Origin of the sequence: Streptomyces spongiae (assembly GCF_009377185.1) — a bacterium.
Taxonomy (GTDB): domain Bacteria; phylum Actinomycetota; class Actinomycetes; order Streptomycetales; family Streptomycetaceae; genus Streptomyces; species Streptomyces spongiae.
The window spans coordinates 18446-32051 of the sequence record NZ_VJZC01000003.1; the positions used below are offsets into that span (position 1 = coordinate 18446).

The following is a 13606-nucleotide window of genomic DNA, read 5'->3' on the forward strand; positions in this document are numbered from 1 at the left end:
CGCGGGGCCGCGCGGCACGGGTCGGTCATGCGTTCCGGGCACACACGCACGACGCGTGAGCCGGGCCGCGGCGGGGGACAATCGCGGTAACTGCCGTCCTCCTCGGGAGGTCCGACATGGCCCGCGCCACCAAGGACGCCGTCCACCACCCGCTCTTCGCCCGGTTCTACGCCCGTTTCAGCGAGGCGGCCGAGAAACAGGTGGGCCCCTACCGCGGCGAGCTGCTCGCCGGTCTCTCGGGACGGGTCATCGAGATCGGCGCGGGCAACGGACTGAACTTCGCGCACTACCCGACCACCGTCTCCGAGGTCGTGGCGATCGAGCCGGAGCGCGTGCTGCGCCGGCTGGCCGTGGACGCCGCTCGGCATGCCGAGGTCCCGGTCGACGTCGTGCCGGGCGCGGCGGAGGCGCTGCCGGTCAAGAGCGAGGCGTTCGACGCGGCTGTGGTGTCCCTGGTGCTGTGCAGCGTGCGGGACGTCCGCCGGGCCCTCTCGGAGGCGCGGCGTGTGCTGCGGCCCGGTGGGGAGCTTCGGTTCTTCGAGCACGGGCGTGGTGGTGGGCGCGGGATGCGGGTCGCCCAGCGCGTGCTCGACCGTACGGTGTGGCCGTTGCTGTTCGGGGGGTGCCATACGGCGCGGGACCCTCTCGGGGCGGTGCGCTCCGCGGGGTTCGAGGTTGGGGGGTACCGGAGTTTCTTGGTGCCCGAGAAGGGGCTTCGTATGCCTACCTCGTTTTGTGTGCTCGGTTCGGCTCGGCGGCCCGGGCTCGACGAAGGGGGTGGCTGAGTTTTGTGCCGAGGCTGCGGGCCGTCCGTGGCTTGTCGCGCAGTTCCCCGCGCCCCTTAGGGGGCGCTCCACCTCCGGAGTTCGTTGGCGATGTCCCCCAGCGTCGCCTCGCCGCTCTTCACCAGTCTGGCCAGGTCCCGTACCTGGACGGGTGACGTGGTGACCTTCACTCCGCTGGCGACCAGGTAGGCGTACGCCACGGCGGAGGCGAACAGGGCGTTGGAGCGTTCCAGGGCCGGGACGTGCAGGAGGAGTTGGAGCAGTGCGGCGGCGCGGGCGTGCGGGGTGTCGTAGACGGGGACGTCGAAGATCTCGGCCTGGTGGCGGGCGACGGCCGCGACAAGGGCGCCCCAGTCGGTGACCTGGGGGTCTCCGGGCGTCTTCTGTTCGGCGATCATCAGGAGCCAGGCGAGGTCGATGCTGAGATTGCTCAAGGGTTCAGTGCTGTCCTCGGCTGCCTTCGCGCTCTGATCCGAATTCGTCGGCGAAGACGGTCTCGTACTGCTTCATGAAGTCGGCGGCGGCCTCGACGAAGGTGTGTCCCACCTCGCCGGTGTCCTGCCGGACCAGCTCCTCGATGTAGCGGTTGACGCTCATCCCACGCTCCAGGGCTCGCTCCCGGGCGGCGCGGGCCGTGTCCTCGTCCACCCGTACGTTCAGCTGGGTCTTGGCCATACCTCGAAGCTAGCGCCGGAGTGCTAGCAAGCGCAAGAGGGGCTGGCACTGCCCGGAGGCCCGCACTGGGTGCCCCTTACATGCATATCAGGGAACCGACCTGCGGCGGAGGGCGTCTGGGCCTTCGGGAGGATTCCGGGTGTGCGATGGATCACACTAGGCTCGGCCGGGGACACCGGAGTCCGTCCCGGTACCCGGGACACGACCTGGTCCGACCGAGGAGGCCGCCTTGCCCACAGCTGCTCCGGAGCACGCCCCCGGCCGCGCGGAGGCCGACGGGATCGCCGCCCGCGCGCGGGCACTGACGAAGGCGTACGGATCGGGCGAGACGACCGTGCTCGCCCTCGACGCGGTGGACGTGGACATCGCGCGCGGCCGCTTCACCGCCGTCATGGGCCCGTCCGGCTCGGGCAAGTCCACGTTGATGCACTGCCTGGCCGGGCTCGACACCGTCTCGGCCGGTCAGGTGTGGCTCGGCGACACCGAGATCACCGGGCTCAAGGAGCGGGACCTGACCCGGCTGAGGCGGGACCGGATCGGGTTCATGTTCCAGTCGTTCAACCTGATCCCGACGCTCAACGCGGCCGAGAACATCACGCTCCCCATGGACATCGCGGGTCAGAAGCCCGACCAGAAGTGGCTGGACGAGGTCATCGACACCCTCGGGCTGCGCGACCGCCTCAACCACCGGCCCGCGCAGTTGTCCGGCGGGCAGCAGCAGCGCGTGGCCTGCGCACGGGCCCTCGCCTCCCGGCCCGAGCTGATCTTCGCGGACGAGCCGACCGGCAACCTCGACTCACGGGCCGGCCTCGAAGTGCTCGGCTTCCTGCGCCAGGCGGTCGACAACCTCGGCCAGACCGTCGTGATGGTCACCCACGACCCCGGCGCCGCCGCCCACTCCGACCTGGTGCTCTTCCTCGCGGACGGGCGCATCGTGGACGAGATGGAGCGCCCGACGGCGGAGGCGGTGCTGGAGCGCATGAAGCGCTTCGACACGCTCCGGGCGCCCTTCGCCGACGGCAAGGGCTCCCCCGGCGACGTACGCCCTGATGGCGGCTACCACCCCGACGGTGGCCCACGCCCGGACGCAAGCCCCGAAAAGTCCCCCGAAGGCTCCCCCGACAAGGACTGAGGCCGTGCTCAAGGCGACGCTCCGGAGCTTTCTCGCGCACAAGGGCCGGCTGCTGCTGTCCGCGCTGGCCGTCATGCTGTCCGTGGCCTTCGTCGCGGGCAGCCTGATCTTCTCGGACACGGTCACCCGCACCTTCGACCGGCTGTTCGCCTCCACGTCGGCCGATGTGACCGTGACCCCCAAGGAGGACCTGGAGTCGCAGATCCCGTCGGGGGCGACGCCGACCGTGCCCGCGTCGCTCGCACAGCGCGTCGCCCGGATCGACGGCGTCGCGGACACCCATGTCGACGCCGCCGTGGAGAACATCACGGTCGTCGACCGCGACAACAAGTCGGTGGGCCCGACGACGGGCGCCCCCACCATCGCCACCAACTGGTACGTCACCGACCGCAGCCCGGTGAAGCTGACCTCGGGGCACGCACCGGAGGGACCCGGTCAGGCGCTCCTCGACGCGGACACCGCGAAGAAGAAGGACGTGAAGATCGGCGACACCCTGACGGTGCTCGCCCAGCCGGGCTCCTTCAAGGTGCAGGTCGTCGGGATCGCCACCTTCACCACCACCAACCCGGGTGCCGCGCTCGTCTTCCTCGACACCCGCGCGGCACAGACCGAGCTGCTGGGTTCGCCCGACGCCGCCACCGGGATCTCGGTGACCGCCGCGTCCGGGGTCAGCGACGCCGCGCTCAAGCAGCGCATCGAGGCGGAGCTCGGGCGGAACACGTACGAGTACCAGACCGCCGGCGAGCAGGCCGAGTCGTCCGCGGCCTCCCTCGGCGGGTTCCTCGACGTCATCAAGTACGTCATGCTCGGCTTCGCCGGGATCGCCGTCCTCGTCGGCATCTTCCTGATCGTCAACACCTTCTCGATGCTCATCGCCCAGCGCACCCGCGAACTGGGCCTGTTGCGGGCGCTCGGCGCCGACCGGCGGCAGGTGCGCCGGTCCGTGCTCACCGAGGCGACGCTGCTCGGCCTGGTCGGTTCGACACTGGGCCTCGCCGCGGGCATAGGGCTCGCCTTCGGGCTGATCTCGCTCATGGGTGCCTTCGGGATGAACCTCAAGTCCACGGAGATAGTGATCGGCTGGGCCACGCCCGTGTCGGCGTACGTCGTCGGCGTCGGCGTCACCTTCGTCGCGGCGTACCTCCCGGCGCGGCGCGCGGCGGGCGTATCGCCGATGGCCGCGCTCGCGGACGCCGAGATCGCCGGGGTGGGGCGGCCTCTCAAAGTGCGCGCGGTGGTCGGTGCGCTGGTCGGCGTGGCCGGAGCCGCCGCGCTGGTGGGGTGCGTCGTCTCCACGGAGACCGGGTCGGCTGCCTCGCTGCTGGGCCTCGGGGTGGTCCTGACACTCGTCGCGACCGTGATCGCGGGCCCGCTCCTGGTGCGGCCGGTGATCCGGGTGCTGGGCGGGGCCTTCCCCGCGCTGTTCGGCTCCATCGGGCGGATGAGCCAGCGCAACGCCCTGCGCAACCCGCGCCGTACGGGCGCCACCGCGGCCGCGCTGATGGTGGGGCTCGCGCTGGTCGGCGGGATGTCCGTGGCCAGCGCCTCCATGACCAAGTCGTTCGACGACCAGATCGACAAGACGCTGGGCGCCGACTTCGTCGTCCAGAACCAGAACTTCCAGCCGTTCCCGCAGGAGGTCACCGACAAGGTCCGCGCCACGGAGGGCGCCGGGCTGGTCGTACGGCAGCGCTTCTCGCCGGTGGCGGTACGGCTGCCGGACGGCAAGCGGGTCGAGACGACGGCTGCCGGGTACGATCCGCGGCTCGACGACGTCGCCCATGTCACGTACGCGGAGGGCGACACCGCCGCCGCGCTCGCGGACGGCGACATGGCCATGGACGTGGAGTTCGCCAAGGACCACGGCGTGCGGATCGGCAGCACGATCCCGGTGGAGTTCCCGGCCGGACGGAAGGCCGAACTGAAGGTGGCCGCGCTCACCGACCAGGACACCGGAGACGGCTTCGGGACCCAGGGCGGCCTGTACTTCGGCTTCGGGACCATGGAGAAGTACGTGCCGGACGGCCAGGACTCGGCGCTGTACGTGAACGCCGCCTCCGGAACCAGCGTCGATCAGCTCCGCTCACGGCTGGAGAAGACCCTCGACCCGTATCCGCAGGTGCAGGTCCGCGACCAGGCCGACTACAAGGAACTGATCCGCAACCAGATCGCCGTGCTGCTCTACCTGGTGTACGCGCTGCTTGGCCTGGCGATCGTCATCGCGGTGCTCGGCGTGGTCAACACCCTCGCCCTGTCGGTGGTCGAGCGCACCCGCGAGATCGGGCTGCTGCGCGCGATCGGGCTCGCCCGGCGGCAGTTGCGGCGGATGATCCGGCTGGAGTCGGTGGTGATCGCCGTGTTCGGCGCCGTCCTCGGGCTGGCGCTGGGGCTGGTCTGGGGCGTGTGCATACAGCAGGTGCTGGCGCTGCAGGGGATGAAGGCGCTGGCCATCCCCTGGGGCACGATGGTCGCGGTCGTCATCGGGTCGGCGGTCGTGGGCATCGTGGCGGCGCTGCTGCCCGCGCTGCGCGCTTCCCGGATGAACGTACTGGCGGCGATCGCACACGAGTGATGTACTCGCCTGGCGTACTCAAGTCCCTCGGTACTCAAGTCACTTGAAGGTGAGGAGAGTTCATGCCACGGCCGTTCCGCTTCGGGGTCAACCTGCTGCAGTCCACGACCACGGAGGAGTGGCGCGCGAAGTGCCGCCGGGCCGAGGAGCTCGGGTACGACGTGATCCTGGTCCCCGACCACCTCGGCATGCCGGCCCCGTTCCCGGCCCTGGTCGCCGCCGCCGAGGCGACCGAGCAGCCACGCCTCGGCACGTTCGTGCTCAACGCGGGCTTCTGGAACCCGACGCTGCTGGCCCGTGAGGTGGCCACCACGGACGCGTTGACGGACGGCCGCCTCGAACTCGGGCTCGGCACCGGGTACGTGGAGGCGGAGCATGTGAGCGCCGGCCTTCCGTGGGGCTCGCCGGGCGAGCGCGTGGACCATCTGCGGCGCACCATCGAGGAGTTGGACCGGCTCCTCGGCTCCGACGAGCATCAGCCGCAGCCCGTGCAGCGCCCCCGTGTGCCCCTGCTGATCGGAGCCAACGGCGACCGGATGCTGCGGCTCACCGCCGAACACGCGGACATCGCGGCGTTCACGGGCGCCCGGACGCGGCCGGGTGGCGTGCTGGAGCCGATCACCGCCGAGGAACTGGACGAACGGGTCGCCCTGTACCGGGAGCTGGCCGCCGGGCGGAAGGAGGCGGCCGAGCTCAATCTGCTCCTCCAGGTGGTCGTCGTCACGGACGACCGGAGCGCGGCCGTCCAGGAGTGGCTGCCCCGTATCCCGCACCTCACCGAGGAGCAGGTACTTCGGCTGCCGATCGTGCTGGTGGGGACACTGAAGGAGATCGTCGACCAGGTACGTGCGCAGCGCGAGCGGTACGGGATCTCGTACCTGACGGTGCTGGAGCCCAACATGGAGGTGTTCGCGCCGGTCGTCGACGCGCTGCGCGGCGAGTGAGTTCCGCCCTGCCGAGGGTGACGTCACTGGCCGGCCCGTTCTTCCCACTCGGCGGGTCAGCGCTCCATGACTCACCCACCCTGAATCTGCCTGGGTGGAGGCAGGAAGCCGCTCCTGACGTAGGCCCAGACGTATCGGGCGAAGAGTTCCTCATCCACGGTCGGACAGTGAATCCCCCTGTCGGCCAGGGCGTGCCGCGTCGCGTGCGCATCGAAGACGTGCGAGACATCACCGCCCGAGGAACCCACGTCTGCGGGCAGCAGGGTCAGCAACGGGAAAGCGGCATTGGCCGGTTCGCTCTCGACGGCCTGACGCCACTTCGCCAGCGGCACTTCGGAAATCCGGTAGCCCAGCACTCGCAGGTACTTGGCCGCGTCGGTCAGCCGCAGGAAGCGCTCGCTTGCCACGTGGAAAGTGCCGGAACCGGCCTGCCGCGAGAGTTCCAGTACTACGCGGCTGACGTAGTCGACCGGCACCAGGTCGAAGATCTCTTCGGTGTCGTTGGGCACCATGCCCACTTCGACGCACCCCTTGAGCAGGAGCCACAGGTAGTCGGAGGTTGGCCCGAGTCCACCGACGGCAGCCCCGGAGATTCGAGTGGGCCGGTAGACCGACACGGGTAAACCGCGCTGCCGAGCCTGCCGCAGCAGTACCTCGGCCGCCCACTTGCTCTGTGCATAGCCGTTGCTCAGCGTGCCGTTCGGCGGCAGCGGATCGTCCGGCCGGATGGCACCACCGCGCCCGTCAGCGTCCGAGTAGACACCTACCGTGGAAACATGGTGAAGGGGAACGGTGCGGTGCTGAACAGCAAGGCGCAGCACTTCCGCGGTGCCGCGCACATTGGCGTCCTTGAGCTGCTCGTAGGAGAGCGCGAGGTTGACACAGGCGCCGGTGTGATAGACGGCGTCGACCCGCCGGGCAAGGTCATCGAAGACCGTTGGAGCCAGACCCAGTCGCTCGACCGACAGATCACCTGGGACGGCGACCAGTCGCTCCGCGAACGCGTCGTCCCACAGTCCGAAGTGCTCGAGCGCTGTGCGCAGCCTCCTCTGCGCGGACTGCTTACCGGGTGAGCGCACCAGGCAGTGCACAACGGCTTCGGTGTGGGCCAGCAGGTCACGCAGAAGATGGCTGCCCAGGAAGCCGGTGGCCCCTGTGAGGAAAATGCACCGGGCAGGGCCCGTCGCCCGCTCGCCATTGCCCTGCGGGATGATGTCGGCAGCCAGTTCGATGCCCGTGCCCGTGGCGGAGGCAGTCTCTGCGGCCCCGTTGGTAAGGACCGCGGCCATGCGGGCGATGGTGGGTGCGGCAAACATCGCACCCAGGCCGAGGCGGATCCCCCATTCTTCACGCACCTTCAGAAGCAGCCGTACGGCGAGCAGTGAGTCCCCGCCCACTCCGAAGAAGTCCTCGTCCGGTCCGATCCCGTTGGTGCCGAGTACCTCGCACCACAGCGTGGCGACCCGGCGTTCCGCGTCGCTCATCGGCCGCCGAGGCCGCGTTGCCGCGCCTGTTTCCTCTGGTTCCGGCAGCCGTGACCGGGCGGCCTTGCCGCTCGCAGTGAGCGGCAAGGCCGGCAGCGGCACGTAATGCGCGGGGATCAGGTGATGGGGCAAACGCAGGCCGAGCTGGGCACGCAGGTCCGCCGCCTGAGGCGTCTTCCCCCTGGCGGGTACGTAGTGCACGACCAGACGCCTGTCACCGGTCGGCGACGTGCCGGCGGTCACCACTGCGTCGGCGACTCCAGGCAGCGCTTTTACGGCGGCTTCGACCTCGCCGAGTTCCACGCGGAAACCACGGATCTTCACCTGTTCATCCCCGCGCCCGAGGAACTCGATCCGGCCGTCCGGCAGGAACCGGCCGAGGTCACCACTGCGGTACAGCCGGGCGGGCGCGGCAGCCCATGGGTCCGCTACGAACTTTTGTGCGGTCATTGACGGCTGTCCGAGGTAGCCGACGGCGAGAGGGGTCCCGCCGATGCAGATCTCGCCCGGCGTACCGGGAGGCACCGGACGCAGTTGTCCGTCCAGGACAAGAATCCTGGCACCGGGGACAGGCCGGCCGATGGGCGGTCGTTCCGGCCACGTCGCGGGATCACCGGAGAGCAGCTCGGCGGTGACGACATGAGTCTCGGAAGGACCGTACTGATTGTCGAGCACGGCATCGGTGCTCTGCGTGAAGAACCGTCTCACCGCCGGAGTGACGAACAGTTGCTCCCCCGCAGTCACCACCTCTCGCAGGTCGGCGCAGCGCCATCCGTCCGCCGCCGCGCATTCCGCCAGCTGTTGCAGGACCACGAACGGCAGGAAGAGCCGTTCGACGGACTGCTCCTTGACGAAGCCGAGCAGTCGAGCGGGGTCTCGTCGGACTTCCTCGTCGACCAGGACCAGGGCGCCGCCGTCGGCCCAGGTGGCGAACAGCTCCTGGAAGGCGACGTCAAAGCTGAGTGGGGCGAACTGCGCGGTCCGTGAGCCCGGGCCGGTGCCGGTGCGATGCAGTTGCCAGCTGATCAGGCCGGCCAGCGCCCGGTGTGGCATCACCACACCTTTCGGCTGCCCTGTGGAACCCGAGGTGTAGATCACGTACGCCGGGTCGTCCCCGGTCACAGTCGGCAGCGCGGGGAACGTGTCGTCCGGCGCGGTCCGGGCGCTGTTCGGCGGAGCTTCGTCCAGGAGCAGAGTCTCGGCAGCGAGTCGACCGGTCACCAGATGCCGGAGGTTCCGGGTGGTCAGCACGATCCCGGCTTCACTGTCACGCAGCATGAAGGCGACGCGCTCCGCTGGATATCCGGGGTCGACCGGCACACAGCAGCCGCCGGCCTTGAGCACGGCCAGCACAGCGAGCGGTAGCCGAAGGGAGCGCTCCAGCAGGATGGCTACCCTGCCCTGCCCATGCCCGGCGGCAACCAGTTGCTGCGCAAGCGCCGTACTCGCCGCGTCCAGCTCCGCGTAGCTCCACCAGTCCTCCCCGTGAAGCACGGCATGGGCGTCGGGGAATCGGTCGGCGGCCAGGCGAAATGCCTCGTGGGCAACGGGCGGATCAGGCTCCGGCTCCGGTCCCGTGGCCCAGGATCCGACGAGCCGATCGCGGTCCGTCCGGGACAGCATCGCCAGCCCGGCCACCGTCCGGTCGGAGTGAGCGACCGCGTCGGCCAGCAGTTCACGAAATCGCAGAGTCAGTTCTTCGGCGGTTCGCGCCGAGAAAAGGTCTGTCGCGTACTCCAGGCGTCCTCGCAGGGCTCCGTTCTCGGGAGTGAGATGGAACAGGACGTCGAACTTCGCTGTGCCCGCGTGCGGATACAGCCGCCGTGCCGACACACCCGGTAGAGACAGGCCGGGGTGTGGCCCGTCGTCCACCGTCAGCACCACCTGGAAGAGCGGGGAGCGGGAAGGGGTGCGTGGAACACCGGCTTCCGCGACGAGCCGGGTGAAGGGGACGTCCCGGTGGGCGACGGCGGAACGGATCGTCTGCTTCGTCCGGAGCACCAGTTCCCTGAACGGCTGCTCTGGCCTTACCAGTTGGCGCAAGGGGAGCACCTCGGCGAGGCAGGCGATCATCGATTCCAGCTCGGGTCCCTCACGCCTCGAAACCGGTGCGCCCAGCACAACGTCCTGTTGACCGCTGTGCCTGCTGAGCAGGGCCGTGACGGCGGCCGCCAGTACCGTATACGGAGAGGCCTTGAGCTCACGGCACAGCCGGTGCAACCGCTCGGTGATCTCGCGGTCCAGGGTGAAGTCGACTACCGCGCCGCGGCGGCTGAGCGTGTCCGGACGGGGGCGGTCGGGCGGAAAGGTGGACTCGATGGGTGCATCCGCGAGGACTCCGCGCCAGTAGGCCATCGCATCGGTGTGCCGCACACGCTGCCGCTGCGCGTACGTCCTGAACGGCAACGGCAGCTCGGGCAGCGCCGCATCGGTTCCCTCGACGGCCGCCCGGTACAGCTCGCTGAACTCCTCGTCGAGCAGTTGAAGAGACCAGCCGTCCACCGCCGCATGGTGGAGGGCCACGGCCAGCACCGCTTCCTCCTTGCCCAGTTCGAGCAGGGTCGCGCGCAGCAGAGGAGGCCGCTCCAGTGACAGTGGCGCCGAGACCGCCACCCGCACCGCTTCCCGCAGTCCCGATGGGGTGACCTGCTGTCGTACGAGCGGCACCGGCAGTGGGGGCACGATCTCCTGCAGCGGTTGTCCATCGATCATGCGGAGCCGACTGCGCAGGGACTCGTGGCGTCGCACGATGCCGTCGAGAGCGACCTGCACGGAAGAGACGTCAATTGCGCCGCGCAGGTGGTGTGCCCATGCCTCCACGTAGCCGGACGGTCCGTCGCCTATCTGGTCGACGAGCCAGATCCCCTCCTGCTCATGCGACATCGGATACAGCGACGGTGCCTCCGCGCTCGTCCGGCTGTTGACGGAGCCGGGCGGGATCACGGTCAGGGACGACAGCAGTGCCGCGGAGTCGACCTTTCCATGCGTGGTGAGCGGGAAGGACGCGCACGGCCGCAGCAGGTGCGGGACCAGATAGCGGGGCAGTCTCGCCGACAGCGCCTTGCGCACAGCCGCCGGGGAGGGGGCGCCTTGCTCCCCTGGTGCGGTCGGCGGCGCAGGGACGTAGAACATGGCAAGGCGGGCCACGCTGCCACCGCTTTCGGTTACGGGCAGCACCGCGCATTCCCGCACCCCGGGAACATCCCGGCCGGCCGCCTCGATCTCTGCGGGTTCCACCCGGTGGCCGGCCACCTTGATCTGGCGGTCGCCGCGTCCGCGGAAGTGCAGAAGACCGTCCTGGTCCAGCCAGCCGAGGTCGCCGGTGCGGTAGACGCGCCGTTCGCCCCCTTCCATTCGCACAGTGGGGAACTTCTCGGCAGTCAGCTGGGGATCTGTCAGGTACCCCAGCGCCAGCCCGTCCCCGGACAGGCATATCTCGCCGGTCACCCCGGGTCCCGCCGACCGGCCGTTCCGCAGCACGTGGATCCCGGTACCGGCAACGGCGTTGCCCAGCGGTATGCCGTCCGCGAGATCACAGTCCTGTCGGCCGATTGCGTGGACGGAGGCGAACACACAGTTCTCGACCGGCCCGTAGCAGTTGCTCACTCGGAGCAGCGGATGCCTCTCCAGACAGGTGCGGACGTGGTGGGCGGAGAGCCTCTCGCCCCCTACGAGCACGTGGCGCAGCCCCCGGAAACAGTCCTCGTCCTCCTCCACGAGGAAATTGAACAGCGAAGTGGTGAGGAAGACGGTGTCGACCCGTGCCGCGCCGACCAGCGTGCGCAGCCCTCCGGGAAGCAGGTGGCCCGACGGGTGCACCACACAGGTGCCGCCGGTGAGGAGCGTGCCCCAGACCTCGAGTGAGAAGGCGTCCCAGGACGCCGGCGCCACTTGGGCGACCACCCCGCCGACTGGCCACCAGTCGGCGTGCTCTCGGAACAGGCGGGTCGTCGCCCGGTGCGGGGAGAGCACTGCCTTGGATCTACCAGAGGTGCCCGACGTAAAGAACACGGTGGCCGGATCGGCGTCGCTGATGCCGGACACGGGGGCCGCGCCGCTCGCAGAAGCCGGCCAGGTGGCGGGCGGCGACCAGACAGGCACGGCGGTGTGCGTCGATGAAGGCGCAGCAGCCACCAGCACCGGGGGGTCGAGCGTCTCCAGCAGGGCGTGGACTCGCTGATCCGGCCAGCTCGGGTCCATCGCCGCGTAGGCCGCACCGCACTTGAGCACTCCGAGCAGCAGTGTGATCAACTGGGCCGAGCGCGGCAGGATCACGGGAACGACGCTGCCCCGGGCCACGCCCCGCTCTCGTAGCGCGTGCGCCACCTTGCCTGCGGCTGCGTCGAGTTCGGCGTAGCTGAGCCGTTCCGCACCACTGATCACGGCTGTTGCCCCGGGCTTCGCCATAGCCCGTTGCGATACCCCTTCATGGATCAGTACGGGATTCGTCATCACGCGTCCTTGAGCTCAGCCACCGAGCAGGCGAAGTCACCGAGGCAATCACTGTCGAGAAGGGCCTCAGGCTTGATCACGACGGCAAGCCTCTTCTCGATTCGAACGCAGATCCGCATCGCCTGAAGCGATGTCCCTCCGAAGTCGTAGAAACTGGCGTCCGGAGCCACCGTGCCCACCCGCAGGACTTCCTCGACGATATGCAGCACAACTTCGGCAGGTGACGCGGAGTTCACCCGGCCGATAGCCGTCGATGCGTCATTCATCGGGTTCCTCCGGTACCGCGGGACTGTCTACCTGGCTAATTTCGTGCGGAGTTACCACCAGACTCCTCACTTCGCCACCTCCGCGGTATGCACCGACTCGATGCGCTCATGCCGCGCCAGCAATATGGCAATCACCCCGATCGACGAGACGATCGCGCACGACAACCAGTGCAGGTCCGTCGAGGCGGCATAGGTGAGACCGCCGAGGGCCGGCCCGGCGGCCTGTGCGAGGGTCACTGCCACTCCTTCGGCGCCCTGGTATCTGCCGCGCAGGTGTTCAGGGGCGAGCATGCCGGGATAGGTGGTCGAGACCGGGGTGTAGATCACCTCGCCGAGGGTCCAGATCACGACGGTGACAGCCAGGGCGGCCTTGCCCGAGACGAATCCGGTCGCGCCGACTCCCAGACCGACGAGAACGATGCCGAGCGCTATGACATGGCGGGCGTTGTGCCGTTCCAAATGGCGTACGAGGGGCAGTTCGAGGACCACACAGAGCAGGGCGTTGAGTCCGAGGAGGAGGCCGTAGAACGAGTTGTCCATGCCGTTGTCCCGGACATGCAGCGGCATGGTGGCCGTGGTCTGCACATAGGCGTAGGAGACCGCGAACATGCTGACGAGGTACATGACCATGGCGCGGTCCCGCAGGACCGCGCCATAACCCTCGCCCCGGGAGGAAGCGGGTGCGTCGTGATCCGGGGACGGGCGGGTCTCCGGCAGCATGAGCAGCGCCAGCAGGCCGAAGGCCGACAGGGCGATTCCGTTGCCGATGAAGAGCAGGGTGTACGAGTAGCCACTGAGCAGGCCGCCGACCAGCGGCCCCACCGACATCCCGACGTTCAGGCACATCCTGAGCATGGTGAACGCGGTCAGCCGCAGTTCCGCCGGTACCGAGTCGACCAGGATGGCGCCGGCGGCGGGCCGGTAGAGCTGGCCGAAGAGGCCGACCAGGACGACCGTCCCGATGATCAGCCAGATGTTGGTGAGCACCGGCACGATCACGGTGAACACGGTCGCGCCGAACATGGAGATGACGATCGCGGTACGACGCCCAAGGGTGTCCGCGACCGTCCCGCCCACGGCGTTTCCGAGGAAGCTGCCCAGCCCGACCGCGCCGAGGGCGACACCCGCGAGGAACGCGGAGTGTCCCTGCGCGGTCAGGTACAGCACCAGGAAGACGTTCAGGAAGTTGCCGAACTTGCTGATGAACATGCCCAGACAGAGGATCCACGCGGACCGGGGAAGGGCCCGCAGTCTTCGGCCGAGCGAGGCGCCCGCGAGGGAGGAGGGGTCCGGCAT

9 protein-coding genes are annotated in these 13606 nt (G+C 69.3%); 4 read left to right on the plus strand and 5 right to left on the minus strand.

Going from position 1 to position 13606, the window contains the following annotated elements; genetic code table 11:
- Positions 1-116 precede the first annotated feature (116 nt).
- Entirely contained in the window at positions 117-785 is a 669-nt protein-coding gene (locus FNH08_RS00990) for a class I SAM-dependent methyltransferase (RefSeq protein WP_152769298.1), read from the plus strand.
- Positions 786-841: 56 nt separating this feature from the next.
- Here FNH08_RS00990 and FNH08_RS00995 read toward each other — a convergent pair whose 3' ends face one another.
- Entirely contained in the window at positions 842-1219 is a 378-nt protein-coding gene (locus FNH08_RS00995; RefSeq protein WP_152769299.1) for a fic family toxin-antitoxin system, toxin component, read from the minus strand.
- A gap of 4 nt (positions 1220-1223) precedes the next feature.
- Complete coding sequence (locus FNH08_RS01000; protein ID WP_152769300.1) at positions 1224-1460, minus strand: toxin-antitoxin system HicB family antitoxin; 237 nt, start codon at positions 1458-1460, stop codon at positions 1224-1226.
- A gap of 229 nt (positions 1461-1689) precedes the next feature.
- Between FNH08_RS01000 and FNH08_RS01005 the strand changes: the two genes are divergently transcribed.
- The 3 genes from FNH08_RS01005 (at position 1690) to FNH08_RS01015 (ending at position 6108) form a co-directional block, all read left to right on the plus strand.
- Entirely contained in the window at positions 1690-2592 is a 903-nt protein-coding gene (locus FNH08_RS01005) for an ABC transporter ATP-binding protein (protein ID WP_152769301.1), read from the plus strand.
- Positions 2593-2596: 4 nt separating this feature from the next.
- The gene (locus FNH08_RS01010; RefSeq protein ID WP_322723426.1) at positions 2597-5164 is read left to right on the plus strand and encodes an ABC transporter permease; all 2568 of its coding nucleotides are present in this window, start codon (positions 2597-2599) and stop codon (positions 5162-5164) included.
- Positions 5165-5226: 62 nt separating this feature from the next.
- The gene (locus FNH08_RS01015; protein ID WP_152769303.1) at positions 5227-6108 is read left to right on the plus strand and encodes an LLM class F420-dependent oxidoreductase; all 882 of its coding nucleotides are present in this window, start codon (positions 5227-5229) and stop codon (positions 6106-6108) included.
- Positions 6109-6179: 71 nt separating this feature from the next.
- Here the strand turns inward: FNH08_RS01015 and FNH08_RS01020 are convergent, their stop codons facing one another.
- From FNH08_RS01020 to FNH08_RS01030, 3 genes are all read right to left on the minus strand, one after another.
- Positions 6180-12044: a non-ribosomal peptide synthetase gene (locus FNH08_RS01020; protein ID WP_152769304.1), complete on the minus strand. Its 5865-nt coding sequence runs from the start codon at positions 12042-12044 to the stop codon at positions 6180-6182.
- A complete protein-coding gene (locus tag FNH08_RS01025) occupies positions 12044-12310 on the minus strand; it encodes an acyl carrier protein (RefSeq protein ID WP_152769305.1) in 267 nt (88 codons plus the stop codon). The genes FNH08_RS01020 and FNH08_RS01025 overlap by 1 nt, the downstream gene beginning before the upstream one ends.
- 66 nt (positions 12311-12376) lie before the next feature.
- Positions 12377-13606 (minus strand): MDR family MFS transporter, encoded by a 1230-nt coding sequence (locus FNH08_RS01030; protein ID WP_152769306.1) that lies wholly within the window; start codon positions 13604-13606, stop codon positions 12377-12379.

What these genes read in the sequence shown, in the direction of transcription:
- FNH08_RS00990 (WP_152769298.1), top strand. Translation starts at nt 117, where the DNA reads ATGGCCCGCGCCACCAAGGACGCCGTCCACCACCCGCTCTTCGCCCGG.
- FNH08_RS01000 (WP_152769300.1), bottom strand. Translation starts at nt 1,460, where the DNA reads ATGGCCAAGACCCAGCTGAACGTACGGGTGGACGAGGACACGGCCCGC.
- FNH08_RS01015 (WP_152769303.1), top strand. Translation starts at nt 5,227, where the DNA reads ATGCCACGGCCGTTCCGCTTCGGGGTCAACCTGCTGCAGTCCACGACC.
- FNH08_RS01020 (WP_152769304.1), bottom strand. Translation starts at nt 12,044, where the DNA reads ATGACGAATCCCGTACTGATCCATGAAGGGGTATCGCAACGGGCTATG.
- FNH08_RS01025 (WP_152769305.1), bottom strand. Translation starts at nt 12,310, where the DNA reads ATGAATGACGCATCGACGGCTATCGGCCGGGTGAACTCCGCGTCACCT.
- FNH08_RS01030 (WP_152769306.1), bottom strand. Translation starts at nt 13,606, where the DNA reads ATGCCGGACCCCTCCTCCCTCGCGGGCGCCTCGCTCGGCCGAAGACTG.